28 protein-coding genes are annotated in these 26,677 nt (G+C 65.4%); 12 read left to right on the top strand and 16 right to left on the bottom strand.

Annotated elements, in window-relative coordinates:
* The first annotated feature begins 181 nt into the window (after nucleotides 1–181).
* Together HH302_RS12030 and HH302_RS12025 are read left to right on the top strand one after the other, a co-directional pair.
* Nucleotides 182–1,081, top strand: a complete 900-nt coding sequence (locus HH302_RS12030) for a GyrI-like domain-containing protein (RefSeq protein WP_172202403.1) — start codon at nucleotides 182–184, stop codon at nucleotides 1,079–1,081.
* Between the two features lie 138 nt (nucleotides 1,082–1,219).
* Nucleotides 1,220–2,080 carry a hypothetical protein gene (locus tag HH302_RS12025; protein ID WP_172202402.1) on the top strand — a complete coding sequence of 287 codons (861 nt, stop codon included), beginning with the start codon at nucleotides 1,220–1,222 and terminating at the stop codon, nucleotides 2,078–2,080.
* Nucleotides 2,081–3,318: 1,238 nt separating this feature from the next.
* Here HH302_RS12025 and HH302_RS12020 read toward each other — a convergent pair.
* Nucleotides 3,319–4,431: a polyamine ABC transporter substrate-binding protein gene (locus HH302_RS12020; protein ID WP_371814712.1), complete on the bottom strand. Its 1,113-nt coding sequence runs from the start codon at nucleotides 4,429–4,431 to the stop codon at nucleotides 3,319–3,321.
* A 175-nt stretch (nucleotides 4,432–4,606) separates the two neighbouring features.
* Complete coding sequence (locus tag HH302_RS12015; RefSeq protein WP_172202400.1) at nucleotides 4,607–5,119, bottom strand: hypothetical protein; 513 nt, start codon at nucleotides 5,117–5,119, stop codon at nucleotides 4,607–4,609.
* Between the two features lie 162 nt (nucleotides 5,120–5,281).
* On the opposite strand from HH302_RS12015, the gene HH302_RS12010 reads away from it, so the two are divergent.
* Nucleotides 5,282–5,740, top strand: a complete 459-nt coding sequence (locus HH302_RS12010) for a hypothetical protein (RefSeq protein ID WP_172202399.1) — start codon at nucleotides 5,282–5,284, stop codon at nucleotides 5,738–5,740.
* A 66-nt stretch (nucleotides 5,741–5,806) separates the two neighbouring features.
* Here the strand turns inward: HH302_RS12010 and hflX are convergent, their stop codons facing one another.
* The 6 genes from hflX to HH302_RS11980 form a co-directional block, all read right to left on the bottom strand.
* On the bottom strand, nucleotides 5,807–7,159 hold the full coding sequence (gene hflX, locus HH302_RS12005; RefSeq protein ID WP_172202398.1) for a GTPase HflX: 1,353 nt from the start codon (nucleotides 7,157–7,159) through the stop codon (nucleotides 5,807–5,809).
* 140 nt (nucleotides 7,160–7,299) lie between these two features.
* Nucleotides 7,300–7,677: a lysozyme inhibitor LprI family protein gene (locus HH302_RS12000; RefSeq protein ID WP_172202397.1), complete on the bottom strand. Its 378-nt coding sequence runs from the start codon at nucleotides 7,675–7,677 to the stop codon at nucleotides 7,300–7,302.
* A gap of 37 nt (nucleotides 7,678–7,714) precedes the next feature.
* A complete protein-coding gene (locus HH302_RS11995) occupies nucleotides 7,715–8,407 on the bottom strand; it encodes an N-acetylmuramoyl-L-alanine amidase (protein ID WP_216661878.1) in 693 nt (230 codons plus the stop codon).
* A gap of 143 nt (nucleotides 8,408–8,550) precedes the next feature.
* On the bottom strand, nucleotides 8,551–9,288 hold the full coding sequence (locus HH302_RS11990) for an ABC transporter substrate-binding protein (protein ID WP_172202395.1): 738 nt from the start codon (nucleotides 9,286–9,288) through the stop codon (nucleotides 8,551–8,553).
* A 72-nt stretch (nucleotides 9,289–9,360) separates the two neighbouring features.
* Entirely contained in the window at nucleotides 9,361–10,119 is a 759-nt protein-coding gene (locus tag HH302_RS11985; protein ID WP_172202394.1) for a hypothetical protein, read from the bottom strand.
* A 105-nt stretch (nucleotides 10,120–10,224) separates the two neighbouring features.
* Nucleotides 10,225–10,701, bottom strand: coding sequence for a peptidylprolyl isomerase (locus HH302_RS11980; protein WP_172202393.1), 477 nt, complete (start codon nucleotides 10,699–10,701; stop codon nucleotides 10,225–10,227).
* A gap of 327 nt (nucleotides 10,702–11,028) precedes the next feature.
* Here HH302_RS11980 and HH302_RS11975 point away from each other — a divergent pair, with 327 nt between their 5' ends.
* Nucleotides 11,029–11,610: a DUF3568 family protein gene (locus HH302_RS11975; protein ID WP_172202392.1), complete on the top strand. Its 582-nt coding sequence runs from the start codon at nucleotides 11,029–11,031 to the stop codon at nucleotides 11,608–11,610.
* A 17-nt stretch (nucleotides 11,611–11,627) separates the two neighbouring features.
* Here HH302_RS11975 and HH302_RS11970 read toward each other — a convergent pair whose 3' ends face one another.
* Entirely contained in the window at nucleotides 11,628–12,431 is an 804-nt protein-coding gene (locus HH302_RS11970; RefSeq protein WP_172202391.1) for a class I SAM-dependent methyltransferase, read from the bottom strand.
* Nucleotides 12,432–12,907: 476 nt separating this feature from the next.
* Between HH302_RS11970 and HH302_RS11965 the strand changes: the two genes are divergently transcribed.
* Nucleotides 12,908–13,687, top strand: coding sequence for a class I SAM-dependent methyltransferase (locus tag HH302_RS11965; protein ID WP_172202390.1), 780 nt, complete (start codon nucleotides 12,908–12,910; stop codon nucleotides 13,685–13,687).
* Here the strand turns inward: HH302_RS11965 and HH302_RS11960 are convergent.
* Nucleotides 13,684–14,289: an imm11 family protein gene (locus HH302_RS11960; protein ID WP_216661877.1), complete on the bottom strand. Its 606-nt coding sequence runs from the start codon at nucleotides 14,287–14,289 to the stop codon at nucleotides 13,684–13,686. The genes HH302_RS11965 and HH302_RS11960 overlap by 4 nt on opposite strands.
* A gap of 134 nt (nucleotides 14,290–14,423) precedes the next feature.
* Here HH302_RS11960 and HH302_RS11955 point away from each other — a divergent pair, with 134 nt between their 5' ends.
* Nucleotides 14,424–15,233, top strand: a complete 810-nt coding sequence (locus HH302_RS11955; RefSeq protein WP_172202389.1) for an AHH domain-containing protein — start codon at nucleotides 14,424–14,426, stop codon at nucleotides 15,231–15,233.
* Nucleotides 15,234–15,246: 13 nt separating this feature from the next.
* A complete protein-coding gene (locus HH302_RS11950; RefSeq protein ID WP_172202388.1) occupies nucleotides 15,247–15,825 on the top strand; it encodes an imm11 family protein in 579 nt (192 codons plus the stop codon).
* A 33-nt stretch (nucleotides 15,826–15,858) separates the two neighbouring features.
* On the opposite strand, the gene HH302_RS11945 is transcribed toward HH302_RS11950, so the two are convergent.
* Both HH302_RS11945 and HH302_RS11940 read right to left on the bottom strand, forming a co-directional pair.
* Complete coding sequence (locus tag HH302_RS11945; protein WP_172202387.1) at nucleotides 15,859–16,533, bottom strand: general secretion pathway protein GspB; 675 nt, start codon at nucleotides 16,531–16,533, stop codon at nucleotides 15,859–15,861.
* A gap of 6 nt (nucleotides 16,534–16,539) precedes the next feature.
* Complete coding sequence (locus HH302_RS11940) at nucleotides 16,540–18,228, bottom strand: ExeA family protein (RefSeq protein WP_253946088.1); 1,689 nt, start codon at nucleotides 18,226–18,228, stop codon at nucleotides 16,540–16,542.
* A gap of 258 nt (nucleotides 18,229–18,486) precedes the next feature.
* Between HH302_RS11940 and HH302_RS11935 the strand changes: the two genes are divergently transcribed.
* Nucleotides 18,487–18,633: a hypothetical protein gene (locus HH302_RS11935; protein ID WP_172202386.1), complete on the top strand. Its 147-nt coding sequence runs from the start codon at nucleotides 18,487–18,489 to the stop codon at nucleotides 18,631–18,633.
* Nucleotides 18,634–18,688: 55 nt separating this feature from the next.
* Here the strand turns inward: HH302_RS11935 and HH302_RS11930 are convergent, their stop codons facing one another.
* Complete coding sequence (locus HH302_RS11930) at nucleotides 18,689–20,311, bottom strand: methyl-accepting chemotaxis protein (RefSeq protein ID WP_172202385.1); 1,623 nt, start codon at nucleotides 20,309–20,311, stop codon at nucleotides 18,689–18,691.
* 147 nt (nucleotides 20,312–20,458) lie between these two features.
* A complete protein-coding gene (locus HH302_RS11925; protein WP_172202384.1) occupies nucleotides 20,459–20,710 on the bottom strand; it encodes a hypothetical protein in 252 nt (83 codons plus the stop codon).
* Between the two features lie 146 nt (nucleotides 20,711–20,856).
* Between HH302_RS11925 and HH302_RS11920 the strand changes: the two genes are divergently transcribed.
* The gene (locus HH302_RS11920; RefSeq protein ID WP_172202383.1) at nucleotides 20,857–21,645 is read left to right on the top strand and encodes an ABC transporter substrate-binding protein; all 789 of its coding nucleotides are present in this window, start codon (nucleotides 20,857–20,859) and stop codon (nucleotides 21,643–21,645) included.
* Nucleotides 21,646–21,654: 9 nt separating this feature from the next.
* On the opposite strand, the gene HH302_RS11915 is transcribed toward HH302_RS11920, so the two are convergent.
* Nucleotides 21,655–22,419: a DUF4124 domain-containing protein gene (locus HH302_RS11915; protein ID WP_172202382.1), complete on the bottom strand. Its 765-nt coding sequence runs from the start codon at nucleotides 22,417–22,419 to the stop codon at nucleotides 21,655–21,657.
* Between the two features lie 174 nt (nucleotides 22,420–22,593).
* Here HH302_RS11915 and HH302_RS11910 point away from each other — a divergent pair, with 174 nt between their 5' ends.
* Together HH302_RS11910 and HH302_RS11905 are read left to right on the top strand one after the other, a co-directional pair.
* Complete coding sequence (locus tag HH302_RS11910) at nucleotides 22,594–24,000, top strand: META domain-containing protein (protein ID WP_172202381.1); 1,407 nt, start codon at nucleotides 22,594–22,596, stop codon at nucleotides 23,998–24,000.
* Between the two features lie 79 nt (nucleotides 24,001–24,079).
* Entirely contained in the window at nucleotides 24,080–24,895 is an 816-nt protein-coding gene (locus HH302_RS11905) for a hypothetical protein (protein WP_172202380.1), read from the top strand.
* Between the two features lie 6 nt (nucleotides 24,896–24,901).
* Here the strand turns inward: HH302_RS11905 and HH302_RS11900 are convergent, their stop codons facing one another.
* Nucleotides 24,902–26,011 carry a poly(3-hydroxybutyrate) depolymerase gene (locus HH302_RS11900; protein ID WP_216661876.1) on the bottom strand — a complete coding sequence of 370 codons (1,110 nt, stop codon included), beginning with the start codon at nucleotides 26,009–26,011 and terminating at the stop codon, nucleotides 24,902–24,904.
* Nucleotides 26,012–26,205: 194 nt separating this feature from the next.
* On the opposite strand from HH302_RS11900, the gene HH302_RS11895 reads away from it, so the two are divergent.
* A complete protein-coding gene (locus tag HH302_RS11895; RefSeq protein WP_172202379.1) occupies nucleotides 26,206–26,676 on the top strand; it encodes a hypothetical protein in 471 nt (156 codons plus the stop codon).
* Nucleotide 26,677: the final 1 nt, after the last annotated feature.

Genomic DNA, 26,677 nt, shown 5'->3' with positions numbered 1-26,677 from the left:
GTCGCGACGAGCTCGCTGACTCCGATCGGCCAACGCCTGCCGGAGTGACACCGGCCGATGATGCCCAGCCCTTGCGAAACGCCTCACATAGGCTGGCATCGAAGTCGCCTCTGTGGCACGCTGTGCGGGAATGAAAACGTTGTCAAGCCGGTTCGCCGCCGCACCCGCCGAGTGAGGTTCCATGACATCCACTCTCGATTCCCACGCCTTGGTCGGTAGCCATGCACGACGGCTCAACCGCGTGATCGACCACGTCGAAGCCCACCTGGCCGACGATCTTCGGCTCGACCACCTCGCGCGGCTCGCCGCCTATTCGCCGTTTCACCTGCACCGCGTGTTCCGCGCCTGGACCGGCGAAACCCTGCGCGATTTCGTGCGCCGCCGGCGCCTGGAGACCGCGGGCATCCGGCTGCGCTACGACCCGGCGCTGACCGTCCGTGAAGTGGCGGTGACTTGCGGCTTCGCGTCCGCCGAAACCTTCGCACGCGCCTTCCGCCAGCACTTCGGCGTCACGCCCAGCGCCTGGCGCCAGAGCGCGCTGCAACGCCCGCCGCAGCACAGGGTGACCGGCGGACCAGATCGCGACGCGGCGACGCCGACGCTCGGCAAGGTCACGCTGCAGCAGCTTCCGCAGCGCGAAGTGCTGTACTGGCGCGTACAGGGCGATTACTCGGACGTGGTGGCGCCGCTGTGGGTGCGCTTCAAGCCCTGGGTACATGCGCTCGGCCTGGGTGATCAGCCCATGCTGGGCATGGGCCTCGACGACCCCGCCATCGCCCCCCCGCAGCACTGCCGTTACGACGCATGCGTGGTGCTGCCACCCGGCTGGCAGGAAAGTGCCCAGTTGCGCCCTTCTCGCAAACGTGTCGAAGGCGGCTGGCATGCCTGCGTCCGCTTCGAAGGCCCGCGTGCAGACATTGGCCTCGCCTGGTCCTGGCTAATCGACCAATGGTTGCCGCAAAGCGGTTTCATCGCCGCGAGCGGGCCTTTTTTTGAGACCTACGCGGCCGGGCACCCGAGCGACGGCAATGACGACCTCGTCGCAGAGCTGTGCATGCCGGTACTGCCGCTGGGGCGCTGAACGCGTACGCGCCGGCGCGAGCTGGCCAGGCGCGCAAGAGCGCAAGCCGGGCAAGGTGTCGCGCAAGCCCGGGCAGGGGCAAGCCGGGCGCGCGCCGATACAGTCCACCGCATCCACATAACGATACGGAGACACTCGATGCGCGTAACCCGCTTTGCCCCCCTCGCCCTGCTTGTGCTCGCCGCCTGCGGCGGCACCCAGTCGGTTGCACCCAGCGCCACGGCCAAGGCCCCCACCGTGCCCGCCCCCGGCCGTGCTGAGGCCGGCGTCACCGCCGACTGCGCCGCATGGGCGAGCGCCATCGTCGGCCCCTACAAGTACGAGAACAACGTCTGGGGCATCGACAAGGCACGCGGCTTCACGCCCGAGCAATGCCTGCTCCACCGCACGAAGGACGGCCAGAGCGAGATCGGCTGGACCTGGAGCTGGCCGGGGCAAGACCCCACCGTGTTCGCCTACCCGCAGATCATGTTCGGCTGGAAGCCCTGGTCCGGCGGCAAGCCGTCCGACCCGCGCTTCCCGCTCAAGATCTCGGCGATGCAAAGCCTGAGCATGGACTACGAAGTCGAAACGCAAGCCAGCGGCAGCTACAACCTCGCGCCGGAAATCTGGCTCACCAGCAGCGGCAACTGGAGCGAACAGCCCAACCCGAAACTGATCACCACCGAGATCATGTTCTGGATGGACTACCAGCAAAGCGCCACGCCAGCCGGCCAGATCGTCGACCAGCCGGTGCTCGGGGGCGTGCGCTACGACCTCTTCCGCGCCGACAACATCGGCGACCGCGGCGACGGCCGTGGCTGGACGCTCTACTCCTTCCGCAGCCCCACCCGGCAGCTGAAAGGCCAGATCCCGATCGACGCGCTGCTGCGCTACATGGTCGGCAAGGGCCTGGTGAACCCGGAGGAATACGTCGCCAGCGTGGAATTCGGCAATGAAGTGGTGGGCGGATCGGGGACCACCTGGGTGAAGAAGTTTGCGGTGAATGTAGCGCCGTAACTCGGTGCGCTGCGTCGCACGGTTTCGGCGGCCATGATGGTCGCTACGACCGTGGTAACCGCGGGCGGGTGGGCCGTTCTGGCCTAACCCGCCTTTATTCTTGTTCGCGCGGTTTCGACGTTCGTCGTCCGGACCCTTGTGCGACGAGCACCGTCAACGGCCGATTCGCCCTTGCCGGACTTGAGCCGCGTTGGGTGCGGAGCAGTGCTCCGCGAAACCCCGCTTGCGCCGTTAGCAGTCAGGCGTAAGCGCCTGACTTCCCACACATGCTCGACAATTTGGGCGGCTGCGGCCTCAGACGGCCCTCGCCATCGGCCGCACCGTGTTTTACGGAAGCGCCTCTAGACCTTGCCTACCATTTGCAGCCACGATCCGAGAGCGTATCGCGAAGCAAAAGCGGAACCGCGAACAGCCCTGCTCCCGAGTATGCGTCCCGGCAATCTGGCCGCAGTGCCTTGGCGATGCCTTTCGCCAAGGCCCCTTCACTCTCCCTTTCCTGCGATGGCGGCTCGAAACGCGCATCACGCGTCTTCTCGGACCCCACGGCGCTTGCGCGTGCGAGCGCGCGAGCACGCTCCAGATCAATTCGGGGCACGTCTGCTTGCGGGGCAGGCTCGGCGGTTTCACGCGGCGCTAGCGAGTCGGTGGTCGCAGATCGTGAGAGCACAGCCGGCGGGGGGCTCGCTGAAGCGCTCCTACGTTGCCGGGAGGGCGCGGACGCTACAGGGCGCTCCAACGGTGGCTCTGCTCTTGGTCGCGTCAAGGTAACGGACACGCGCGTCAACACGCCTTGAGGCACGCCTTGACCCCAAAAGTCGATGCAACAAACACGCGAGAACAACGCAACGTGGATCAAGACTGACCCGCAGAGCGCAATACCGAGTGCGGTATTGGCCCGCGCGCGCTGTACTACTTGGTGTGCCAAAGCCCAATTGCTCACAAGCTGCAACCGACACCGTAAGACCAGGCGCCCTCGCGCTGTGGGTGCAGAACGCAGACGCACCAACTCACGCGGAAACCGCCGCACGAGGTGTCGATCGGGCTTCTATCGTTCCGTGTCTGGAGGGCGTGGCGCATGTCATGGGGGCGAATGGGCTATGTCACCGATTCTATGGGCACCCATGTGCCGCGCGGCGTGACATCGCGCATGCTTCTGCACCGGGGATCCCCGGCGAAACGGAGCTAGCGTAAGCGCCCAAAGCACCACCAACGCCGCTGCGCAGCAGCGTTGGCAAGCGCTATTCCTTCGCCTTGAAGCGGGTGAAGATCCGCGTCTGCACGCGGCGAATCTCCTGTGGCACGGCGTCCGGCGGAGTCATGCGGCTGGCGGCTTCAGCCGAGAGGAAGACCGACGGGTTCTCGGCAACCTCTTTCTTCACGTAGGGCAGCGAGGCGCGGTTGGGGTTGGCGTAGAAGACCTTGTTGGTGAGCGCGGCGTGCACTTCGGGCCGCAGGATGTAGTTGATGAAGAGGTGCGCGTTGTTCGGGTGCGGAGCGTCGGCGGGTATCGCCATCGAATCGAAGAAAAGCGTGGCGCCGTGGGTCGGCACGAGGGCTTCGATTTCTTCGCCGTTCTTCGCGGCGATCGCGCGAGCACGGGCGATGTTGATGTCGCCGGAGTAGCCCATCACCGCGCACAGCCCGCCGGTAGCCAGATCGTTGATGTAGCCGGAGGATGAAAAGCGCGTGATGTAGGGCCGCACCTCGCGCAGCACTTCAGCGGCGGCAGGATAGTCGCCTGCGTTGCGGCTGTAGCCGGGCTTGCCGGCGTAAAGCATGGTCACCGGCAGCACTTCGCTGGCCGAATCGAGGAAGCTGACGCCGCATTGCTTCAGGCGGCTGGTGTATTGCGGATCGAAGAGCAGCGCCCAGGGGTTCTCCGGCATCGGCAGATCGCCCAGCGCTCGCTTCACCCGCCCGACATTGATGCCGACGGTGACGTAGCCCCACAGCCAGTCCACAAGATACTGGTTACCCGGGTCAACCTTGGCGAGTTGCGCCAGCAGCGCGGGGTCCAGGTTCTTCCAGTTGGGCAACTTCGCGCGATCGAGCTTCTGGAACAACCCGGCTTCGATCTGCTGCTTGGCGAAGTGGGCGCTCGGCACGACGATGTCGTAGCCGGTGCGGCCGGCGACGAGCTTGGCGTGAAGGATCTCGTTGCTGTCGTAGTTGTCGTAGCGCACCTTGATGCCAGTTTCGCGCTGGAAGTTGGCCAGGGTGTCGTCCGCGATGTAGTCGGACCAGTTGTAGATGTTGAGGATCTTCTCTTCCGGCTTGGCTGCCGCCAGGCACGCGAGTGGTAACACAAGCAACAGAGCGGCGCCAAGGCGCCCAAGGCTGACGTTCGACACGCGCGACTCCTTTCCGGACCCGACACACCACACCTGATTGAGACCGCGCACCATTGGCTGCGTTCCACCACCATGCGGCGTGGCAGTGGTATCGATGTGTGATAGAAGACTCAAACGCTCGGGCGGCCGAATGGATAACCGCAGATCGGCTGTGCAGAGCGCCTGTCTCGCGGCATCAGCCAGCCCGGCAGTACGGTAGCCCGCCGATGTAGTTCTGGATGCGGTTGGCGCCTTCGAAATGCGCGCCGCCAAAGAGAATCAGACAGCCACGCGCGCCAGGGTGGGTGGCTGTGTTACCGCCTGTGATCTGCGCGAAGTTGTCCCCAACCGCTTGATTGCGGCGTTGCATCGCTGCGCCCGACGCCCGCCCTATGTTGCCGTCACGCCCATCGACGCAGTGCACCGGGATCTGGGCAGCGATGGCCGCGTTGATCACATCCGACAGCGTGATCGCACAGTGATGAAGCGCAACGACGTACACCTGCCCGTTCGTTGCCGCAGCGTGATCCACCATGGGCTGATAGGCGGCGGGGTAGAGCTCAACCATCAGCCGGCGCACGAGCCTTGTGCGGAACAACTCAAGCGCGAAAGAACGGGCGGTCGGGTCATCGTGCGATTCGCCCAATCCAAGGGCGCCAACGTAAAGCGCGCGGGCGGCAGCGTTGCGTTCGTCGATGGTGAGTGGCATGGCGCCCTCCTTCACAGTGCACGCGGCTGGCGTGGGTCATGGCGCAAGTTTTGCGCCGGGAAGGCAAGCGGTGAAGTGAATATTCACATTCGGGCCGCCGCACAATGACAAGTGAAATCCCTATGGCATAGCATGCGCGCTCTCACCCGCGGAGAGACGACCATGCCCCTCGCAGCACAAGCACTTGCGCCACTGCCGGCGATCCCCGGTGTTGCCATGACCTGCCACGTCGCCACGTGGTTCTGGGCGGCGCAAGAGGCTCAGGCGCTCGGCCTGTGCCCGGTGAAGCCGGCACTGACCACGCTAGGCAACATCGGCGCAATGGCGGCACAGCCCGAAATGCTGGCGCTCACGCGCTCCGGAAACTGGAACTTCGGTATCACGCCGGGTACGCCACCGGCCGGCAGCGTGCTGCTTTGGCCGCTCGGCGCAACACATTCCGCAGTGGTGACCGCTGCGAACGCGATCACAGGCTACAACCAGGTAGTGCAGTTTCCGGTATTCATCGGGAACGTTGGTCACACCACCGGCGCGCCTGCTCAACTCGCCGCCAACCAGCGTCTCTGCGTGGTGATATCGGAAGCCACGATCGTGGCGCGCGCAGCGGCGCTGGATCTTTGATCACACCGACCAAGGCGCGGCACGAAGCGGCGCGCTGCGCGCCGCGGCCGTGCGCAACCCGCCGGATCACTCCGCCGGCGAGATCTTTTCCTTCAGGCGCTCAAGCGCAATCGCGTCACCGCGCACGCTGAAGTGCGCACCGTCTTCATCGGCGCGTTCTTCCAGCACCTGGCAGTTCTCGTAGATGTCCTTGCGCAGTTGCTGCGCAGACCAGGGCAGGAAGAGTTCCGCCTCGACCAGATCGCGTTGGAAGAAAGCGACGATGGTCTGGTGCATGCGCGCGACGTCCTCCGGCCTGCGTGCGCTCATCACGACGCAGTCCGGGTATTGCGCGCGCAGCGCGGCTTCGCATTCGGCCTGCGCGGCGGCATCGCCAACGTGATCGATCTTGTTGAAGACGCGGATGCGCGGCAGCTCGTCGGCGCCGATTTCTTTCAGCACTTCATCAGTCACCATGAGCTGGCGCTCGAAGCCGGGGTCGCTGGCGTCGATCACATGCAGCAGCAGCGCGGCGTCGAGCGCTTCATCGAGCGTGGACTTGAACGACGCAACGAGGCCGTGCGGCAGGTTCTTGATGAAGCCCACCGTGTCGCTGACGAGGATGCGCGGCACGCTTTCCGGATACAGCGCACGCACCGTCGTATCCAGGGTAGCGAACAGCTTGTTGGCAACCAGCACTTCGCTGCCGGTCAGCGCACGCATCAAGGTGGATTTGCCGGCGTTGGTGTAGCCGACGAGCGCGACGCTGGGCAGACTCTGGCGACCCTGGCGGCGGGCGCGCTGGGTCTCGCGCGCGGCGTTCATCGCGACAATTTCGAGCTGCAGTTCGGCAATGCGGTCGCGGATCTTGCGGCGATCGAGTTCGGTGTGCGATTCACCGGCGCCACGGCCGCCCACGCCGCTGCGCTGGCGCCCCTGCGGACCGGCTAGCTTGGCCGCTTCGCGCAAGCGCGGCGCCATGTAGCCAAGGCGTGCGATCTCGACCTGCGCCTTGGCAGCGGGCGAGCGCGCGTTGCGGTGGAAGATCTCGAGGATGACCATGGTGCGGTCCATCACCTCGCAGCCCACCTCCAGCTCCAAGTTGCGGGCCTGCGAGGGCGAGATCTCATGGTCGACCAGCACGACCTCGATATCGCCGCCTTCCGGGTCCACGGACAGTGGTGTGCCGTCCATCTCGTCGTAGCCGGCTTCGCCCGTCACGTAGGCGTGAATCTCCTGACGCTTGCCGATGCCCAGGTAGCCGGTCTGGTCGAACCCCGCGCGTTTCTGCGTGAAAGTACGCACGACGGTGAGGCCGAGCGTCTTCGCGAGTTCGCGCAGCTCGGTGAGCGAGGCTTCGAACTCGACGTCACTGACGTTGGGCAGTTGTACGGCGGCGACAACAGCGCGCACGGGCTTATCTTTGACTTCGCTTTGCATTCAGGGCAGGCAGCTTAAGGTGGGGCAAAGACAGATAGTACCTGTCGCGCCACTGCTTTCCCGCACTAGGCGTTGCAGGGGCGCTACCGCCCCCGCGCTGCAAGGCCCGCCATCAAGCGTTGGCCTTGCCGCTTCGCGCCTTACTTCGCCAGCTCTTCGGTGACGCAGCCCGTGCTGTTGCACTCGCGCTCGCGTTCCTTCAGGAAGGCCAGACGCGATTGCGTGAGCTCGATCGCGCAGTCGAGGTTCACGTAGTAGCCATTGCGTTTTTCTTCGCTGCACTCCGCATCGCGTTTGGCAATCCAGGCGAGCTGGCCCTGCTTGAGCGCATCTTTCTGGCTCGCGTTGAGCTTCTGGCGCAGGCTGCTGTACGTGGTGTTGAGATCCTTGTCGGTTTGCGAGAACAGGTTGCCCGCGCAGTACACCTGGTCAAAGGCGTTGCGTGGTTTGCCGCAGCCGGCGGCGAAAACGGGCGCAACGGCAACACTCAGGGCAAGGCAGACGAGGGTGCGTTTCATTCGGGTCTCCAGGTGATGGCGCCGTCGCACTGACGGCTCAAGGTCTTAGGCAACGGGTAATGCCGTCGGCAATGGCCTGTGCGAGTCGCTCGCGCGTCGCGGGCTTGCCGAGGCGGACTTCTTCTTGCGGATTGGCAATCACGCCCGCCTCGACCAGCACCACTGGCATCGTCGCCGTCTTCAGCACGACAAGATCGTCGAAGCGGTGCACACCGCGCAGCTCATCAACGATCGGGCGGTTCTCGCCCGCGATCGGTGTGGCGTGGTACAGCGACGGCGCTTCGCCGGCACCGCGCAGTTGCTCGCCGATCGTCTTGGCGCAGCGCAGGCTGCCGGAGTAGTCCGGGTTCTTCTCGGAGACGAACAGCGCGTAGCCGCTGAATTCGCCGCGCCGGCCGGCGTCGATCCACGCCTGCTGGATCGAATCGTGATGGATCGACACGAACAGATCCGCACCCGCTGCTTGCGCAGTGCGCTGGCGCAGTTCGATCTCTCGCCCATCACCGCCGACGCGGATCACGACGAAGCCACGCATCGCCAGCAGATCACCGAGCCTGCGACCCAGCGCACGGTTGAACGCGTATTCCTCACCGCCCGCGGCACCTCGGGCGCCCACATGCTTCGGCGTGTGACCAACGTCCACCGCAACGGTTGCCGCATGACCGATCGTCGCCGCGCCGAGAAGCAACAACGCAATCGCCGCAACAGCAGCATGATGGATGGAGCGCATTCGCATAAGAACGTGCGCGGATGGTCGCAACGGAAAGCGGTCGTTTTACTCGACTCACCCGGTCCATGACGAATGGCTTTACGCGCTGCGGCACAACTGCCTCACGCTGGGGTGAAATGGCGTGTCGAGTGCTTGTGGCGCAGTCAGTGCTTGGGCGCCTTGTCCGCACGCTGGGCCTTGTCGAGCGAGGCGAGCGCTTCGTCGAACCGGCGGATCAGCGCCGCCGCGCCGGGGCGCTTGCGCGGCACGATCAGGTGCAGGGTCAGTGCGCCCACCGAACTGGGGCCACGCGCGAGGGCGTCGGCTGCGAGGCCGACTTCCGCCAGCGCCGCGGCTTCAATTCCCGGCGCGGCGATCAGGTAGTCGGCACGGTCGAGCAGGATCATTCGCACACAGTTGGCGAGCGTCTCAGGCCGGTCGGGCACCAGCCGGCCTTGCGCAATGCGCCGTTGCACCTCGGGTGCACCGGCCCAGCCGAATGGCAGGCACAGACGGCCGACGGAAAGATCCTTGAAATTACTCGCCAATCGCGCGTCGCTGGGACGCGCGAAGACGTAGTGCGGCGAGCGGAATAGTGGCGCGGAGTAGTAGAACGCCGCTTCACGCTCTGGCGTGGGGACATAGGGGAACGTGGCATCGAACTCACCGGCCAGCGTGAGTTGATACCCGCGTGCCCACGGCAGCCATGCGAGCTTCGGCGATTCCCCCATGGCACGGAAGGTAGCAAGCACCCGTTCGGTGGCAATGCCACCGTTGGGCAGCGCGTTATCGGCAAAGGGTGGATAGCCATTGCCCGATACGAGCGAGAGTTCCGCCGCGCAAGCCCCGCCCGCGGCCAGCGCGATCACGCAACAGGCAAGAACGGAACGGCAGCTGGGCATGTGGAGCGCGCGCTCGCAGCGAGAGGCAAGTTCAGACTATCGGCGCCTGCGCGTCGCAACTTGAGCAGGGGTTCAATACTGAAAGGCAATCGATCCGATCGTGTAACGACGATCGCTGGTCGGATTGAAGAAGTTGAGGCCCAGTGTCGCGCCGCGCTTGAGTGTCCATTGAAGCAAGGCGCCGCGTTGCACATCGCGGCCTTCGTCCACCGTGCGGGTGCGCTGCGTGACAAGGGCGAGGCGCAGCGGCGGAATCGGGCGCCAGCCGATCTCGTTCCACGAGGTCAGGTAGTTGCGGTGATGGTCGTGGTGATCGATGTAGTACTCGGACTCGGTGTAGAAGTCGAAATCCTTCCACGACACGCTGGCCTCCAGACCCGGCGCCACGCCAGCGTTGTCGCCGTACACCGCGCCCAGGATCGGCGTGATCGAGAACGACACCGTGTCGCCGCCCGAAAAGGTGTAGCCGACAAAAAAAGAGCCGGTGTCGATCGCCTCGTAGTTGTAGCGGGTTTCGAGGTGCAGCGGGCCGTGGTCCAGCGTGATCACGGGGGTGAGGAAGTCCGCCTCGGTGCGCATCGCATAGTACGAGAAGGACACGCCGAGGGTGGTCTCGGGCTTTTCGTCCTCAGCCACAGCGTGGTCTTCCGGCTTGGTGACCTCCGCGCTCGCCCCGGCTGGTGCCGGCGGCGTGAGGCTCGGCGATGCGGGCGTGTCGGCGATCTCCTCTTCGTCTTCATCGTCCTCGTCATCGGCAGGTGCCGAATGCGCGGGGCCGATGTGCGCGAAGAGGGCCAACAACGCAGCAAGCGCCGCATACCGGGGAGACATCGGAAGCCTTTTGGATTGGTTGCTGCGTGGCGATGCGGAGAGGTGCATCACGCCGCCGGCCGGCACACACCGACGTGCGCGGTGTGTGCCAAGCGGAGCGCGGGATCAGTGATGGTGACCGTGCTCACCATGGACATGCTGGTGCTCGATTTCTTCGGCCGTCGCAGGGCGTACGTCCACCACCTTCAGCGTGAAGCGCAGCGCCTTGCCCGCCAGCGGATGGTTGCCGTCGAGCAACACAACCGGGCCCTTGATCTTGGTAACGAAGAAGTACTGCGGCTGACCATCGGCGCCGGCGCGCTGCAGTTGGCCACCGACCTTCACGCCCGGGGGAAACTCGCTCTTCGGGATCGACGTAACGAGCGATTCGTCGCGCTCACCGAAGGTATCCACCGCGGCGAGTTCCACCGTGGTCTGAAAACCCGGTTCCTGGCCTTCCAGCAGCGCCTCGAGCTTGGGGAAGATGTTCTCGTAGCCGCCGTGCAGGTAAGCCATCGGCGCCTTGCCTTCGTCGTACACAAAACCCTTGGTGTCGGTCACTTTCAGGCGAAGGGTGACGGCGGTGTTCTTTTCGATTTTCATGGGTGCAACCTGGAAAAGGCGGTTTGTGAAACCGGGCATTTTCCTCCGAAGCAGCGGCAGACGGAAATCGGCGACCCACAACCGGCGCAATTCGCCTGCTGCACTGCAAAATCCATGTGCCCAATCCGGCAAGCGATGTGACAAGAATCGTCAGCCGGTACCCGTCCGCCGGGCCCTGTTGTGACGGTGCGGTGGCAGCGACCGCCGTGAAAGCAAGCACCGGCGCGGCTCGCACACGGATGCGGCAGTAGCACATGCGGCTGGCATAGCGGCTGCTTGTTGTCTGCCGCCCCCGAAAGAACCACACGCCACCCACGCCCCCAAGCCATGCCGACACGCCAAGCCTTGCCTGCTTCCCGCCTTAGGGCGCGCATCTCCACCGTATTGCGGCTCAGCGCCGCCATCGCCACGCTGATGCTGCTCAACGGCTGCGCGGCACTGGCTGTCAGCCTTGCCGGCGCGGGCGCCGGTGCGGGCCTGGCGCATCAGATGAATGGCACCGCCTCGCGCACCTTCAGCGAACCGTTCAACAAGGTGGATGCCGCGGTGCGAATCGCCTCGAAGCGGATGTACCTGCAGGTCGACGAAGTGGCCAGCATGGACGGCGGCCAGGTGACCAAGGCGCGGGTGAGCAATCTGAGCGTGTCGGTCGAACTGGAACCGCTGTCGCCCAACCTGACCCGCGTGAACGTGGTGGCGCGCAAGGATCTGCTGCGGGTGGATGCCGCCACGGCACAGGAGATCGTGGCGCAGATCGAACGCTCGCTCAGCGCGGTCGAATTGGCCGACGCCAACGACGCAGCCAACGCAGCACGCGCCGGCAAGGTCGACAACGCCAAGTACATCCGCGACGAACCGGTCAGCACCCGCAAGGGAAGCGCCGTGAGCAAGAAAAAGACGCCGATCTGACCGAGTACGCGGCAGCGTCAGGAAAGCCCGTACATCGCGGGATGCAGCGGCGCATTCCGCTTGGTCAGCAGCATGTGGATCCAATTGGGTCGCGGCGGCTGCAGCGCGGCCGTTGCGGCGCGCGACCAGAAGGCGAGCTTGGTCAGCACCTTCTTCGGCAGATCGCGCGGCGGCGGGGGCACCAGCTTTGCGCCGCAATGGATGCACGGCTCTTCCTGCGTGTAGGTGCCGTACGGATTGCCCGCCAGATCCATCAGCACGCAGGACAGCGCATTTGTCGCGTCTCGCGTCTGCCCGACATAGCTCGTCGAGGTCACGGTGCATTGGTCAAACAGTGCCGCGAGGCGCGCCTCGTCGAAGCTGTTCACATGCCCCCACGGCGGGTTCTTGCCACCGCAGGCCTGGCAAGTGGTTCGGCCGACGCGGATATCCTGCCGATACGGCACACCGATCAGGATCTTGTCGGCACTGACGCGCTGCAGTTCGGCGCACACATCGGCCAGCAGGTGCGGCGGAATATGCTCGAGCACCTCGGCGCACAGCACGAAGTCGATCGACTCGCTGGCGAACTGCAGCGCGGCCGCATTGCCCTGCACGCATTCGATGCGCGGGTGATCGATCTGCGGCCGCTGCAGATCGAGGGCGACGACCTTGTCGAAACGCTGCGCCAGCAGGTGCGAGAAATGCCCATCCCGTGCGCCGATGTCGAGCGCGACGTCGCCGCGCGCCGGGATCAGGTCGAGCAGGTCTTGTGTGCGACGGCGCTCGGCAGGCGAAGCGCGGTACGCAGACAGATCGAGAACACCGGATTGATGCGACATGGTCCCTCCGAATCGCAAGACGGGAATGCCGATCCGACTCCCGCACAACGGCACTGCAACGCCCCCCGGCGCCCTGCCCAACGCCCCGATGAAGGGCTGGCGGTTCACATGCTGCGTTGGGTTTTGGCCGCATGACAAGTGAGGCGAAACCGCCGTTTTTGCGGAAACCGAAATTCTCGTTCGTCATGCCTGCACAGCCACGGTGCAAAGCCGCGTCGCCAGCACACGACGATGTTCTGCAGCGCGTTCAGACACGCCGTTCTGCGTGCGCACGGAGCGCCTCCTCGCCGATCCCGAAATTGATAAAAAACGCGGCAACGATTGCGAAAGAAATCACGTCGCGGCGCACGCAGCGTTGCATCAATGCAACCGTTAGAGCCCTCCGGACAGATCACGGCCCGGGCAATGAATGAAGAGAGCGCTGGTCGCCGCGCCCGGGCTATGCTTCACGCACGCAAACCCGGTAGATCAGACGCGTGGCACTTACCCCGATCCAGGCCCTGCGGGCCGTCGTCAGCAGTCAGCAGGGCGTCGCACGCGACTGGCACATCGACGATCTGCGTCAGCATGAGCTCCGTTATTTCGCCGACCTCGCGCTGATCGAGTCGCTGGCCCCGCAAGGCACAGTGCTGGAGCTTGGCGCGGCGCCGTGTCACATGAGCGCGCTGCTGAAGCTATCGGGCATCGATGCGGTGGGTGTGGACATCCAACCGCAGCGAGTGGGTGATCTGATCCGCGCGTTCGACCTCGATGTTCGCCGCTGTGACATCGAGTGCGAACCGTTGCCCTTCGCAGATGATCGCTTTTCGGCAGCGATGCTGTGCGAAACCTTCGAGCACCAGCGCATCGATCCCGCCTTTGTGCTGAGCGAGATTCATCGCGTCCTCGCACCGGGCGCGCCACTTCTGCTCACCACGCCCAACCTCTACGCACTGCCGAATCTGGCGCGCCTGGCGCTCGGACGCAGCATTGCCGACCCCGCGCATGAATTCGGCAAACTACGCACGCTCGGCCACATGGGTCATGTGCGTGAATACTCGGCACGCGAGGTGGTCGGCTTTCTACAGGCCAGCGGTTTTGCAATCGGTTCGCTCCGCTACCGTTTCCATGCGAACAAACGCGGCCGCCGGGCGGCGTTGCTACGCATCGCATATCGACTCTGCCCGCGGCGCTTCCATCGCGAAATCGTGATCGTTGCGCGCAAACAGGGCGACGGGCCGCGGCTACAACCGCTAGGCGACCCAGGTTCCGGCTAGCGCCCGATCGCCGCCGGCTTGAAGGATTGATCGCCCTGCGGCACAAACTCCATGCCGCTGAACCCCGCCGACTCGATGGCCAGCTTGATGTCACGGTGCACCACCAGTTGCACCGGCATCTCGGCAAGCGGGAATAGCTTGTTGCCCCCGATACGGGCTTCGTCGAGCGTGAGGTAATCCCAGATCAGAATACGGTTGCTGCCGTCGCCAAAATCCTCGAACTCCGATTTGGCGCGATCCACGCATGCGATCTTTCCGATCACGTTGACGGCGCGAAAATCCTCCCGCACCTCGCCGGTCACCACGTTTACGACGCGGCACCGATAAGCGTCGATGTTGCTGACCCCCATGTCCAGCAACAACGCGACAAGGCGTTCGGAGAACACCCGCCCCGCACCCGTCATCAACAAGCTGTCGGTCAGGCGGCCCTGGGACTCAGCGTTGAGCGTCACGTCGATCGGCGCCGCAGGCGCGGCGATGCGGTCGCCGGAAATCATCGAGATCCCCAGCGCACTCGGCCAGCCGCCATAGATCATCGCGTCACCCGGCATGCGCCGGTTCCGCCACAGGTAGTAATTCATGCCATGCAGTCTTCGCCTCATTCCGCTTCATGTGGGGAGTGGCAATATCGTTGCGGCTCGCTGACAATGACAAACGGAATCCGCCGCGCCCGCAAACACAATGTAACAGGGCGGAATATGGCCGCGCCGCCGCTGCGCTTCACAAGGAGTCGCCAATGACAGAGCTCTGCGAACCGATTGCAATAGGCATGCTTGCACTCTCGGAGGCTCCAAAGGATCCCTGCTGGTTCTGCTCGGAACGGCCAACTTGGGATCTTCACAACAACGAGACTGCGGACCCTGACACAAGCGATTCCGAAAGCGAAGACGCGGTACCGGAGAACGACGAGGCAAACTGCTCAAGCGCTCTCGGCCAAAACCTCGGCAGCCCCCCGCAATGGAAGATCGATTGCCCAGACACCGGTCATAAGACCACCGTCGTACCCGGCGCTCACCACTGCATCCCAGGCGGCGCGTCGCTCGCCAAAGCCACCGCTTTGCACGACTTCATGCGCAAAGGAGGCGAATTCAACCTGGCAAGTGACATTGGCTACAACGTCAATGCGCGGGAAAACGGTGTCTGGCTGCCCGCAAACTACGGCGTACGCAAAGACAATGATCACTATACAAAGAACTGGAGCGGCTTTTCGCCCAGTTTCAAACAAGCGTATGCAGAACGGGCAATGTCGAAGGCTGCCGGCGCCCAATTTCACGATGCACATCCGAAGTACAGCAAGAACGTGCTGAAAACGCTTGAAGCACTCGCCGAAAAGCTCGGCGAACCGACGGACACGTGCCCGATTTGCAAGAAAAAATTCGAAGGCGGCGTGACGCCGCCATTTGGACTCGTTGGCCGCTTGAATCAGATTTCGTCCCACCATCGCCGGTTAATCACCGCCAGCAACAAAAGCGATGCAACGAAATACGCAAGCAACGGTTACTACACATCGTCCCGCGTGAAGACCATGCTGGGCGTCGTTGATTAAGGCCCCTAGATCAATGTTCTACATCCTCGACTGCGACGAACCGCTATCGCCGAATGGCGAGGCGCTGATGGAAATCCACAACACCTTCCGTGTCGGCGGTATCCGGCTGTGGAAGTCGGGTGCCCGCCATACAAAGCCGGTGCCGGAACCGATCGAGATTTCGTTTGATACCTTTCGTGGCTACAACGGCCCGCCGGTCGAGCTGCTCGACTTGGGCATCCCCGTCATGTCGGCACGACTCGCAAAAGCGCTGACCGATGCGGGCGTGTCAAATATCGACTTTTACGATGCCACGCTGGTTCACAGCACCACCGGCGTACGCTATCCGTACAAGGCGTACAACATCATCGGCCTCGTCGCGGCAGCAGACCTCGGCAAGAGCGAGTGGTTCAGCGACGATGGCACGCCACTGATCAATGTCTCGTTCACGCGGCTGGCCCTCGATGAATCGGCGTGCCGCGATCAACAGCTGTTCCGCCTGGCCGAGAACGTCAATGCGATCGTGGTCAGCGCCAAGTTGCGCGACTATCTGATCGCCGAAGGCTTCACAACCCTGCGCTTCAAGAAGCCGGAAGACTGGGTACAGCTCTAGAGGCCGCCAGCACGAGCCCCATGGACCGCGCCCTTAACGCGAGAACTCGAAGCGCTGACCGCGATAGCTGAGTACGGCGCTGCGTGGCTTGATTCGCTCGACGCGAATGTCGGCATTCAGCGATTCACCCTCATGCAGCAACTGGCCGTTGATCATCAGCATGCGGCTTGTTGCAGTGTCCGAATACACGGTGCCTTCAAAGCGCATCGGCGGCAACGCGCGCCGGACTTCGTCCGGCAGTTCGGCGAGTGGGGGGGCTGTGCCCTCTTCCGGCGCCACGGCAGGCGGTGCGGGTGGCGTTGGGGGCGGCGCGGCGATCACCGCGGGCGCCGAGCGCGGCGGGGGCGCCTCCCGTGGCGGTGTCGGTGCACGCTCCGCTGGCGCATGTGCAATCGCGTGCGAGGGCGCCAGTTGCGGCGCGGGTGCCTCCGGCGCGGTCTGGGGCAAGGGAGCTGGTGCTGCCGGCGCCATCGCCTGTGCGGGCGAAGCCCCAGCGGGCTGTGGCGCGGCGCTCCGCATCAACAGGGCGCCAATCCCGCCGGCGAGCAGGACGACGGCAGCGCCGCCCGCCATCCAGAGCCAGCGGGAACGCGACAAGTCCGCCGCCTCTGGCGGCAGGCCCGCGAGTGGCGGATCGAGCGGCGTCGGCAAACGGCCTTGGGTGCGTTCGCTTTCAGCGCGGCGAAGGGCGTCGAGGATGTAGGACATGGTCGTTCAGCGCGGCGGTTCGAGGCGGGGTTCATCGACACCGCTCACACGGTTGAGGTGCATCAGCGTCAGCGGACCCGGCTTACCATCTGGCTTGAGGCCATTCGCGAGCTGAAACGCGGCAACAACCTCGCGCGGCGCTTCACTGGCCGTTGCTGGCGTTGCGGTCGGCAGGGCCGCGAGCCGCGCAGCCACTGCGGCGATCGCCGCTTCGGCATCGGCGCCCCGTGCGTTCGGCCGATAGTCGGGTGGCATCCGCCACAGGGTCGCGAACTCACCCCGCCACAACGTCGTGAGCGAGGCAATGCTGACGGTTCTCAACTCGCCGCCTGGTGTGCGCAGCTCGGCGCTGTCGCGCCCCAGCCCGACCAGCAGCCAACGTACCGACTGCCCTTGATCGTTGTAGAGCGTAAGGATGCCGGGGCGAGCCAGCTGCCGGATCGATGCGAGGTTACTGCCCGCATCGCGGAAGCAGGAAACACCCTGCCGTGCCGCGGCAACGCAGGGTTCCATCGCAGGCAGACTCAGCCCCCAAAGGCTACCGAGCGCCTGCCAGGCCGCCGCCTCATCTGCCGTCGCGGTGTCGGCGGCGGGCAGCAGATCCTCAGGGCTCAGCCAGTGCGGTTGCGCGACTGGAGCCGGCTTGGGGGCGGCTGGGGCAGGCAGCGCGGGTGGCGCCGCCTTGGTCGGTGGCACCTTGGCGACGACCGCTGGCACGGCGCGCAGTTGCGTTTGCCACGCCACCAACGCCCCCGCGACCAACGGCGCCAGCGCCGCGACGATTGCTGCCGGTGCCCGCCAGGGCGTACGGCGCAACACGACATCGAAGACCTCGCCGGCCGCCTTGTCGACGATCCGCGCACTGACCCGCGTCCGGCCCTCCGCATAGGCGCCGAGCAGGGCGCGGTCGCAGAGCAGGTTGATGCGACGCGCAACACCGCGCGAATGCAGCGTCACGCGCCTAAGCGCCGCGCGGTCGAACGGCAGTTGGCCGCGCAGCCCCGCCACCTGCAAACGATGCTGCACATAGCGGCCAACATCGTCCGCCGACAAGGCTTGCAGGTGATAGCGCGCGATAACGCGTTGCGCAAGCTGCTCAAGGCCAGGCGCGGCCAGCATCGCGCGCAGCTCCGGCTGGCCCACCAGCATGATCTGCAGCAGCTTGCGTTCGCTCGTCTCGAGGTTGGTCAGCAGGCGCAACTGCTCAAGCACATCGGCAGACAGGTTCTGCGCTTCATCGATCACCAGCACATTGATCTGCCCCTGCGCATGTGTGCGCAGCAGGTGGTCATTGAGCGCGTCGACATGGGCCTTCAACGTGCCACCACGCTGGCCCTGCGCAATGCCGAATTCCTCGCACACCGTTTCGAGCAACTCATCGGTGGAGAGGCGCGGATTGAAGATGTAGGCGACATTGCAGTGCGACGGCACCTGTTCGAGCATGCAGCGGCACAAGGTGGTTTTGCCGGCACCGATCTCGCCGGTCAGCAGCACGAAACCCCCGCCGCCGTCGAGTCCATACAGCAGGTGGGCGAGCGCATCGCGATGGCGTTCGCTCATGAACAGGTAGCGCGGATCCGGCGCTATCGAGAACGGCGCGCTATCCAGCCCGAAATGGCGGGCGTACATCGGCAATGCGGCAGGCGTGCGCGCAGACGCTTCGTTGGTCTCCGCCGCCTCGGTAACACCGCTCATGCGCACTGCGGCACTCCACCGCTTCGCTCGCTGATGACGCGGCGCATGCCTTGTAGATGTGCGGCTAGCCCTCCAAGCATCTGTCCAACCCTGTCCGATCTCGTACGGTTCTGATGGCCCATCAGTGTAGCGCGGCAGGCGAGCAGTCAAGCCGCTCGCCAAGGCCTATACTGAAGCTGCGGCTGATGCGCGGGTTGCGACGGAGTCTCCGCCTCCTCGCGCCGTTGGCCTTGACCTTGCGGTCCGAAGGAGTGTGTCATGAGCAACAAAGTCAGAAAGAGCAACAAGGAGCCGAAGAAACAGGCTCAGTTGAGCGCGAAGGAAAAACGCGCGGTCAAACATGACAAGAAAGCCCACAAGGGCGCGCCGCCGCCACTGCTGCCGCCGAAACCGAATCAGCCATGAAAAAAGGCGCCGCTTGATGCGGCGCCTTTTTTTCGCCTGAGCGGCGTAATCGCGCTCAGGTTTCGAAGCGCGACACCACGACGTTCAGTCGCGAGGCGATCCGCTCCAGTTCCTGCGTGGCCTGCGCTGTTTCGGTCATGCCCACGCTGGTCGATTCGACCATGCGCGCCACCTGTTCCACCTGGCCCGCCAGCAGCGTGCTGACATTGCCCTGCTCACGCGTTGCCACCGCCACCTCGGCCACGCGGCCGCTGGCCTGCTCCGCATCGGAAACGATCTCCCCAAGCATCGTCGCGGAGCGCTCCGCTGCGTCCACCCCCTGCGTTGCCTGCTGCGACGCGGTGGTCATGACGTCGACCGCGCCCTGCGTTTCGGACTGAATCGCCGCCACCATGCGCTCGATCTCCACCGTGGCGTGCGCGGTGCGCTCGGCAAGCTTGCGCACTTCATCTGCCACCACCGCGAAGCCACGGCCCTGCTCGCCCGCGCGTGCGGCCTCGATCGCGGCGTTGAGTGCGAGCAGATTGGTCTGCGAGGCAATATCGTTGATCGAGGCGGCTACAGTGCCGACCTCGTTGGCGCGGGCGCTGAGGCTACCGATGCGCTGCACCGCCTCGGCCACCGTTTCCGACAAGGCGCGCATCTCCTGCGTTGCCGATTCAACATCGCCCTGCCCCTTGAGGGCCTTCTCCGCAGCGTCGCGCGCATGGTGCTCGGTCTCCTGCGCGTTGTCGGAGATATGCGAAATGCTGACCGTGAGTTCCTCCATCGCAGCGGCCATCGACTGTGTCGACTCAGACTGCTCGTGCGCGGCACCCGCCACCGCCTGCGAGGTTGCGCTGATCTGTTGCGACGCGGCACCGAGCCGTTCTGCGTCGGCCGTCAGTTCGGCGATCGTGGTGCGCAGTCGCGTGATCAGCCCGCCAAGCTCGCTCAGCAAGCTCCCAGGTGCGCTGCCCGCCAGCTGCACGCGCAGATCGCCCGACGCCACGCGATGCATCGCGGCCACGGCATCCACCGGCTCACCGCCGATCTGGCGCAGGACCGAACGGCCGATCACGGTGATCAGCGCGAACACCGCGGCCGACAGCAGCAAGACCACGCCGAGGTTGGTGCCAAGATCGGCGAAGAAGGCCGCATCGATGTCGTCCACATAGAGCCCGGTGCCGACCGCCCAGCCCCACTCCGGCACACCCATCACGTAGGAAATCTTGCGCAGCGGTTCGGTACCACCTGCGCGCGGAAAGTAGTAGTCGAGGAAGCCGCCCTGCCCTTGCCCCTGGCGGGTGATCTGCTCGATGAAGCGATTGCCCTTCTTGTCGACCTCGTCGATGCGCGGCGTACCCTCCCACTCGGTGCGGGGTGGCAGCAACACACATTTGCCGTCGAAGGCATAAACGAAGTAGTACTCCTTGCCGCGGAAGCGCACGCCGCGCAGCGCTTCTTTCGCCTGCGCCTGTGCCGCTTCTCGGTCGAGCTTGCCATCCTTTTCGAGCTTGACGTAGTAACCGAGCTGCCCATGTGCGGTTTCCACCGCCGCGCTGATCAGTTCCTTGCGGTGCTCAATGCCGGCCGTGCGTTGCGCATAGGCGCCCCACACGCCCACGGCGAGCATTCCGACCAGGGACGCAACGCCGATTGCGATCATCTTGGTCTTGAGTTTTGCACTCGACAGCATCGCCTGCCTCCTTGTGGTGATCCGCTACAGCCCATTGGTTAACGGCCCGGGCGCCACAAACCTGAGCGCGGAGATCGCCACGCCGACCTCGGGACGCCAGAAAAGAAAAAGGCACCCGAAGGTGCCCCGTCTCGGCGGCGACGCGAGTTACTTGGCGCTCTGCCAGGAGGCGCCCTTGCCGTCGCTGGTGAGCTTGCATTCCACCTTCACGCCCGACACTTCGGCCACGGTACCGGCGGCAGCAAAGCTGCCAGTGTCGCCGTTGAAGCATTGCGGCGCCGGCTTCGGTGCCTCGGCAGGTTTGGCCGCCGCCACCGGCTGGGGGGCGGGCGCCGGTTCGGGCGTAGTGGCACAGGCGGCCAGGGCAAGGCTCAGCAGGATCGCGGCGTTGATGCGCATTTCAGGCTCCGGTTGAAAGCAGGAATCGAATGAATCCGCGATGGTGCCGAAACGATGTTTCAACTTTGCGAAGCTCGATGGGTTCAAGCTGCGGCCGTGGCGCGACGTTAACCCGCCAACCCCCGGTCACAGCAGCGCACACCACCATGAGCCTGAGCCAGAACTTCCAACGCCTAACCCGCCACGCTGCGCTCGCAATGGCGGCCGCGCTCTGCGCGCCGGCGCTGCACGCCGAAGCGGTGCGATGGGTCAGCGAGCCTTACCCGCCGTTCAGCTACCTCTCGCCGGAGGGGCCGCGCGGGCTCGCGATTGATTTGGTGCGTGCGGCGCACCGCGAGGCGGGTTACGCCGAGCCCGAGTTCATCTTCATGCCTTGGGCGCGGGTACTCGCCGAACTGGCGACCAAGCGGCCGGTGTGCGTTACTGCAATGGCGCGCACGCCAGCGCGCGAGGATGCCTACCGCTGGATTGGCCCGTTCGTCGCCTCGTTGATGGGTGTGGCAACACGCCGCGATACCGAGCTCGGCAACAACGCGGCAACTGCGCTGGCGGGTCGCAACGTGGTCGCGATTCGTGGCGATGTCGCTGCCGAAGCCGCCACACGGTATGGCGCCGAGCCCAGCCGACTCTCGCTTGCCGATGGCCCCGAGAGCGCGCTGCGCATGCTCACGGCGGGCCGTGTCGATGCCTGGGTTCACGGCCAGGCCGTCATCCGCTGGACGATCGCCAGCATGAAACTGCGTCAGGACGACTACTCGGTGCAGTTTCCACTGCGCATGGGCGACAGCTACTTCGCCTGCAGCAAGGCGGTGCCCGATGCCTACCTTGCGGCGATACAACGCGGCCTGACTGCGCTGCGCCGCGGCAAACCAGGCACGCCGAGCCGCTACGAGAGCATCGTCAATCCGTACCTCGACGGCTCGATCGGGCCCTGAAGCAGATGCTCACGGGCAGTGCAGCTTGCTGCCGTTGAGCGTGCAGGCCTGGCCCGCCGCGTTGACGTAGTTGCCGTTGGCAGCCTTGCCATAGCGGTTGCCGCCCTTGTCCCAGCATGCCGTGGCATCACAACGCGCGACCGGTCGCCAGGCCGCGTCCTGAATCGCCGCATCACGCTGACGTTCGGCCTCGCGCAGCGCTTCGCGATTCTTCTCGTTTTCGATCCGTTCGCGCTCCTGCGCCGAAGCGCTCACGCTATGCGTGTCGAGTGCAGCGGCGCGGCCCTCTTCGCGGTCGCGCTCGAGGCTGCGGTTCTGTGCGTCGATGCCACGTTCGACGCGCGCCCAGTCTTCGCGCGTGTAGCGGGTGTCCTCGCGTGAGCAGGCGCGCGCACGCCGCACTTCCTCGCGAATGAAGGCGCGCGCCTTGTCGTCCAGCGTGATGCTGGTAGAGCGGTTTTCCAGATTGGCGATGTCGCGCTCCGACGGGCAGAACTTCTCCGGCGTGGCAGCGCTTGCTGACGCGGTGTTCGACGGCGCCGACGCGGCACCACGCGTCACACCGTCGATGCCCGCAGCGGCGGGGGCGGCATTCACCGCTTGCTGCCGCACACTGCCGGCAGCGCACGGGGTACCCGAATAGCTGACCTTGCCCTGCGCATCGGCACACTTATAGACCTCGGCCGCAGCGGGCATCGAGATGACCAGACCGCTGGCACACGCAGCGATCAGGCGTAGCGACAGCAAGAAAGCAAAACGCGTGGTGTTGGGCACGGGCCCGTCCTTTCCGGGGTGATGACAGATGCGAGCAAGGAAGCTAACGCGCCAGCCGTGCGGTGCGATGACACCCGCGGCACAGTCGGTCACGCCACTGGCTCGTGCGGACATGGCGGTGCCCACCGGCGAATGCCATAGTGCATGGCATCGACAACAACGGGAGACGACACGATGACGGGAATGCAGATCGCACGCCGCTGGATGTTCGCGCTCGCCGCGCTCGGACTGGCCAGCGCAGCCGGCGCAGCAACGATCAGCGGCAGCGCAAGCTACCGCGAACGCATGGCGCTGCCGCCAGGGGCCGTTTTTGAGGCCACGCTGGAAGACGTATCGCGCGCCGATGCACCCGCCACGGTGATTGGCCGCGCCCGGCTCGACCCGGCCGGCAGCCCGCCTTTCATGTTCACGATTGAATACGACGGCGCTGCCATCCAGGCCGGGCACCGCTACAGCTTGCGCGCGAGCGTGAAGAACGACGGGCAACTGTTGTTCACGACCGATCGCAGCTATCCGGTACTGCAGGGCAAGGGCGAGGCGCCAGTGCAGATGCTGCTGCGTCGCACCGGCGATGGCGCGGCGGCCAGCCGTACTGCGCTCGGCAGTCTGCCTGCGTCGTTCGAGGGCACGCTGCCCTGCGCCGATTGCAGCGGCACCCGTTGGCACCTCGATGTGCTGGCGGACCATAGCTACCGCTTGCGAATTGCCTACGAGGGCAAGCCGTCCGAGCAGCCGTTCGATGAAATCGGTACCTGGACGCTCTCGCAGGCGCCGACGATCCTCCGCCTGACGACCGGGCAGAGCGAACCGCAGGCCTTCGCGCTCAAAGGCGATGGGCTGCTGACCAAGCTTGACCGCAAAGGCAAGCCGATCGCCTCGACCCTCAATTACAGCCTCAAACGCCTGCCTGCCTACGCCCCCATCGAACCACACCTGACACTGACCGGGCTTTACCGCTACATGGCCGATGCCGCGACGATCCAGCTCTGCACCACGGGCCAGACGCTGCCGGTGGCCACCGAAGGCGACAACGCAGCGCTTGAACGCGCCTACGGCGAAGCGCGGACCAGCCCCGGCGCGCCGATGCTGGTGAGCCTGGACGGACGCATTGCAGAACGCCCGCCGATGGAAGGTACCGGCACGCGCGCGACGGTTGTCGTCGATCAGTTTCATCAGGTGATGCCTGGCGCTGGCTGTGAAACCGCGCAGCGGCCTCCCGCACCTGTCGCGACCGCGCTGCAGGAGACGTACTGGAAGCTGACACGGCTGGGTGAGGCAGCCGTCGTCGCCAGCGAACGCCAGCGCGAAGCCCACCTCATACTGCACAAGGACAACCAGCGCGTTTCCGGCTCAAGTGGCTGCAACCGGCTGCTCGGCGGCTACACGCTGGACGGTGAACAGCTCAGCTTTGGCAACATGGGCAGCACGATGATGGCCTGCGTCGAGGGCATGGAACAGGAGCAGCGCTTCCTTGCCGCGTTGCAGCAGGTGGCGCGCTGGCAGATCAAGCAAGGGCAGCTCACGCTGCTGGACGCCAGCGGCAAGCCACTTGCCCGCTTCGAGGCCGTCGCCCTGCGCTGATCGCCGGGTAACGATTGGTCGCAAAGTCCCGCGGGCCCGATAGCACGGGCCCGCGGCGCATCCGCGGTAGACTGGCGCGATGCCCGTTGTTGCCAACCCGCGCGCGCAAGGCCCGCTGCGCGCAGCCCTTGTCGTCTCGCTCGTCCTGCACGCAGTGATCCTGTTCGCGCCGGTGCGCGGCCCGAAGCCCGCCTCGCCGCCGAGCCGGCTCACGACACGGCTCGCGCCGCGCATCGCCAAAGCGCCAGAGCCCGCCCCCGAGCCGACACCCCAGGTCGCACCGCAGGCGAGCCCCCGTGCACCGCAGCGCAACGTGATCACGCGCAAGCACGACGCAGCACCGGCGGCCGCCACGGTGCCGAAGTTCACGCAGGCCGAACGCGACGAGATGAACGGCTTCCTGCAATCACTGGAATCCGAAGCGCGTGCCCAGCCGAGCCTGGCGCAGCGTTCGCTCGCGATGGCGCGGCAGATCGGGCGGGAAACGGCAGCCGAGTCGGACGACAGCGCCGTGTCGCTGGAACGTATCGAAAACAGCCCGCCGGTCAATCCGTTCAGCCTCGAGATGTATCTCGACGCGCTGGTGACCAAACTCAACCGCAGCGCGTCGCATGTGAAGGACGAGCGTCGCCAGGTCGGCTATCGCAAGGCGGCGGTGCAACTGCGTCTGAACCCCGATGGCACGGTGCGCAGCTTCGAGATCCTCAATGCCGGCGACCAGTTCGACCAGATCAACTTCATCAAGGCGCTGGTCGAGCGCGCCGCGCCCTACTCGCCCTTCCCGCCGGATATCGTAAGGTCGGCCAAGTCGATGGCGATCCTGATCTGCATCATTCCCACCCGCAGCGCCGGCGGCTTCGGCTTCACGCGCAACGGCGGCGGGGGCGGCTGCTAGCCGCAATCAGCGCTTCGCGGCCCCCGCGGTGAGGCGATCCACCATCGCCCGCAGCGTCGCGATCTGCACGCCGTCCCGCTCGGCGTAGTTGGCACCGCTGTAGCCCCACCAGTCCCAGCAGCCATTCGGGTTCAGGAAGGGCACCGATACCGCCTGCGGATACAGAACCACGATCCGGTTCGCATCAGCCCAGCGGTTGTAGCCGGCATGCTCGACGAAGGTGGTGCCGAAGTAGACGCCGCCACCCGGCAGCGGCTTCAGCGGTACATAGCTCTGGCCCTGGCGACAGCCGTGCAGCGCGATGTGCAGCCGGCAGGCCGCGCCCTTCGCGCAATCCGCCGGCACATAAAGCCAGGCGCTGCTGTCCAGCCCGCTGCGCCAACTCGCCGCGCCGGAAGGCACGTAGGCGCGTTGATCGAATTTCGTCAGCGTGACACCCGGTTTCTTGCGTACTGGTTTCAGCGGTCCGTAGATCCAGCTCAGGATCGCGTGCGCGGCGTCCACCCCGCAGCGGTTCAGGTAGGGCTCCTGCGAAACCTCGCACGCGCCGCCATAGTCTGCTGTCGGCATCGCATGCCCGGCGGTCGGCAATTCGCGCGCCGACAGGTTCGCGGGTGGCACGCCCATCGCGCTGTAGTAGCGCCCGAGCTGCGCGACAACCGGGGCCGGCACCGTGTGATCCTGGCCGCCAGCGAAATGGATCACGCGGTGACGCGCGAGAGCGGCCGGGTCGTCGATGCGCTGCTCCGTCGCAAAACGCCGTGTGGCCGCAACCAGCTCCGGCACACGGGCGCTATCGGCAGACACGGAACACAGCGTGTGACTCGGGTCCAGCGTGCACGAACACGCCGTCGTTGCCGTCAGGCTGCTGCCCTGCGCACACCAGTAAGGGCCCGCCGCGACGATGCCGGCACCTTTCAAAGTACCGGCATGTGCGACTTCGAACTGCACCGCCATGAAGCCCCCGGAGGAAATGCCGGACACCGAGGTTTCGCGGATATCAATGTTGAGGGCGGGCAGCTCGGGCAGGCCGCCGGCGGCCGCACACAAGGCCGGTGCGACGGCAATCAGCCACACCATGCTGACGAACCCGGGCAAGCGAGCGCTTGATTTCATGTTCGGCCTCCGCTGACGATGACGAAATGCTGCAACGCAGTATTCAGCGTAGTCGGCACCTCAACGAAGGCAAGCCAAGGCTGATTTGGACTGAGATCCGAACAAATGTGCGGATGCACAATCGCGAGTCGGCGGGCGCGCTACGCAGCGAGGAAGCGGAATTCGATTACCCTTGGCGGTTTGAGAGGCCTGCCATGAACCCCATCCACGATACCGACGTCGAGCTACTCCTCGCCGTGGCACTCGCTTCCAAGCGTGGGCCCGCTGAACTCGACGCGCTGATCCTTGCCCTTGCGATCCACGACAAGCGCCTGCCGCCGCGCGTGAAGCTGCACGACGCCTTTGCACGCCTGTCGGCCAACGGCCTGCTCATCGAAGAAGCCGGTGGTTTCACGCTCACCGAAGCAGCGCAGGAAGTGCTGGCCCTCGGCCGCAAGAATTATGAACACGACGAGCGCGCCTTCCGCGTCAAGGAGCGCCTCGCCGCCTACGAGCCGCCGCGTGGCACGCATGCGGTGATCCAGCTCGCTGCAGATCGCCTCGCCACGGCGATCACCGCCTATGAAGCCACCCTGCCGCCGCTCACCAAGACCGAGAAGGCCGCGCTGAAACGCGAGCAGACCACCGCCCCGCGCCGCCCAACGCCGCTACGCAAGCGGCGTTGAC

Source organism: Niveibacterium sp. COAC-50, assembly GCF_013184235.1.
GTDB lineage: Bacteria > Pseudomonadota > Gammaproteobacteria > Burkholderiales > Rhodocyclaceae > Niveibacterium > Niveibacterium microcysteis.
This window is presented reverse-complemented; position numbering and strand designations above follow the sequence as displayed.

Excerpts from the sequence above, each read along its gene's own strand:
- HH302_RS12030 (WP_172202403.1), top strand. The coding sequence starts at position 182 with ATGACATCCACTCTCGATTCCCACGCCTTGGTCGGTAGCCATGCACGA.
- HH302_RS12025 (WP_172202402.1), top strand. The coding sequence starts at position 1,220 with ATGCGCGTAACCCGCTTTGCCCCCCTCGCCCTGCTTGTGCTCGCCGCC.
- HH302_RS12015 (WP_172202400.1), bottom strand. The coding sequence starts at position 5,119 with ATGCCACTCACCATCGACGAACGCAACGCTGCCGCCCGCGCGCTTTAC.
- HH302_RS12010 (WP_172202399.1), top strand. The coding sequence starts at position 5,282 with ATGCCCCTCGCAGCACAAGCACTTGCGCCACTGCCGGCGATCCCCGGT.
- hflX (WP_172202398.1), bottom strand. The coding sequence starts at position 7,159 with ATGCAAAGCGAAGTCAAAGATAAGCCCGTGCGCGCTGTTGTCGCCGCC.
- HH302_RS12000 (WP_172202397.1), bottom strand. The coding sequence starts at position 7,677 with ATGAAACGCACCCTCGTCTGCCTTGCCCTGAGTGTTGCCGTTGCGCCC.
- HH302_RS11995 (WP_216661878.1), bottom strand. The coding sequence starts at position 8,407 with ATGCGCTCCATCCATCATGCTGCTGTTGCGGCGATTGCGTTGTTGCTT.
- HH302_RS11990 (WP_172202395.1), bottom strand. The coding sequence starts at position 9,288 with ATGCCCAGCTGCCGTTCCGTTCTTGCCTGTTGCGTGATCGCGCTGGCC.
- HH302_RS11985 (WP_172202394.1), bottom strand. The coding sequence starts at position 10,119 with ATGTCTCCCCGGTATGCGGCGCTTGCTGCGTTGTTGGCCCTCTTCGCG.
- HH302_RS11980 (WP_172202393.1), bottom strand. The coding sequence starts at position 10,701 with ATGAAAATCGAAAAGAACACCGCCGTCACCCTTCGCCTGAAAGTGACC.
- HH302_RS11975 (WP_172202392.1), top strand. The coding sequence starts at position 11,029 with ATGCCGACACGCCAAGCCTTGCCTGCTTCCCGCCTTAGGGCGCGCATC.
- HH302_RS11970 (WP_172202391.1), bottom strand. The coding sequence starts at position 12,431 with ATGTCGCATCAATCCGGTGTTCTCGATCTGTCTGCGTACCGCGCTTCG.
- HH302_RS11960 (WP_216661877.1), bottom strand. The coding sequence starts at position 14,289 with ATGAGGCGAAGACTGCATGGCATGAATTACTACCTGTGGCGGAACCGG.
- HH302_RS11955 (WP_172202389.1), top strand. The coding sequence starts at position 14,424 with ATGACAGAGCTCTGCGAACCGATTGCAATAGGCATGCTTGCACTCTCG.
- HH302_RS11950 (WP_172202388.1), top strand. The coding sequence starts at position 15,247 with ATGTTCTACATCCTCGACTGCGACGAACCGCTATCGCCGAATGGCGAG.
- HH302_RS11945 (WP_172202387.1), bottom strand. The coding sequence starts at position 16,533 with ATGTCCTACATCCTCGACGCCCTTCGCCGCGCTGAAAGCGAACGCACC.
- HH302_RS11940 (WP_253946088.1), bottom strand. The coding sequence starts at position 18,228 with ATGAGCGGTGTTACCGAGGCGGCGGAGACCAACGAAGCGTCTGCGCGC.
- HH302_RS11935 (WP_172202386.1), top strand. The coding sequence starts at position 18,487 with ATGAGCAACAAAGTCAGAAAGAGCAACAAGGAGCCGAAGAAACAGGCT.
- HH302_RS11930 (WP_172202385.1), bottom strand. The coding sequence starts at position 20,311 with ATGCTGTCGAGTGCAAAACTCAAGACCAAGATGATCGCAATCGGCGTT.
- HH302_RS11925 (WP_172202384.1), bottom strand. The coding sequence starts at position 20,710 with ATGCGCATCAACGCCGCGATCCTGCTGAGCCTTGCCCTGGCCGCCTGT.
- HH302_RS11920 (WP_172202383.1), top strand. The coding sequence starts at position 20,857 with ATGAGCCTGAGCCAGAACTTCCAACGCCTAACCCGCCACGCTGCGCTC.
- HH302_RS11910 (WP_172202381.1), top strand. The coding sequence starts at position 22,594 with ATGACGGGAATGCAGATCGCACGCCGCTGGATGTTCGCGCTCGCCGCG.
- HH302_RS11905 (WP_172202380.1), top strand. The coding sequence starts at position 24,080 with ATGCCCGTTGTTGCCAACCCGCGCGCGCAAGGCCCGCTGCGCGCAGCC.
- HH302_RS11900 (WP_216661876.1), bottom strand. The coding sequence starts at position 26,011 with ATGAAATCAAGCGCTCGCTTGCCCGGGTTCGTCAGCATGGTGTGGCTG.
- HH302_RS11895 (WP_172202379.1), top strand. The coding sequence starts at position 26,206 with ATGAACCCCATCCACGATACCGACGTCGAGCTACTCCTCGCCGTGGCA.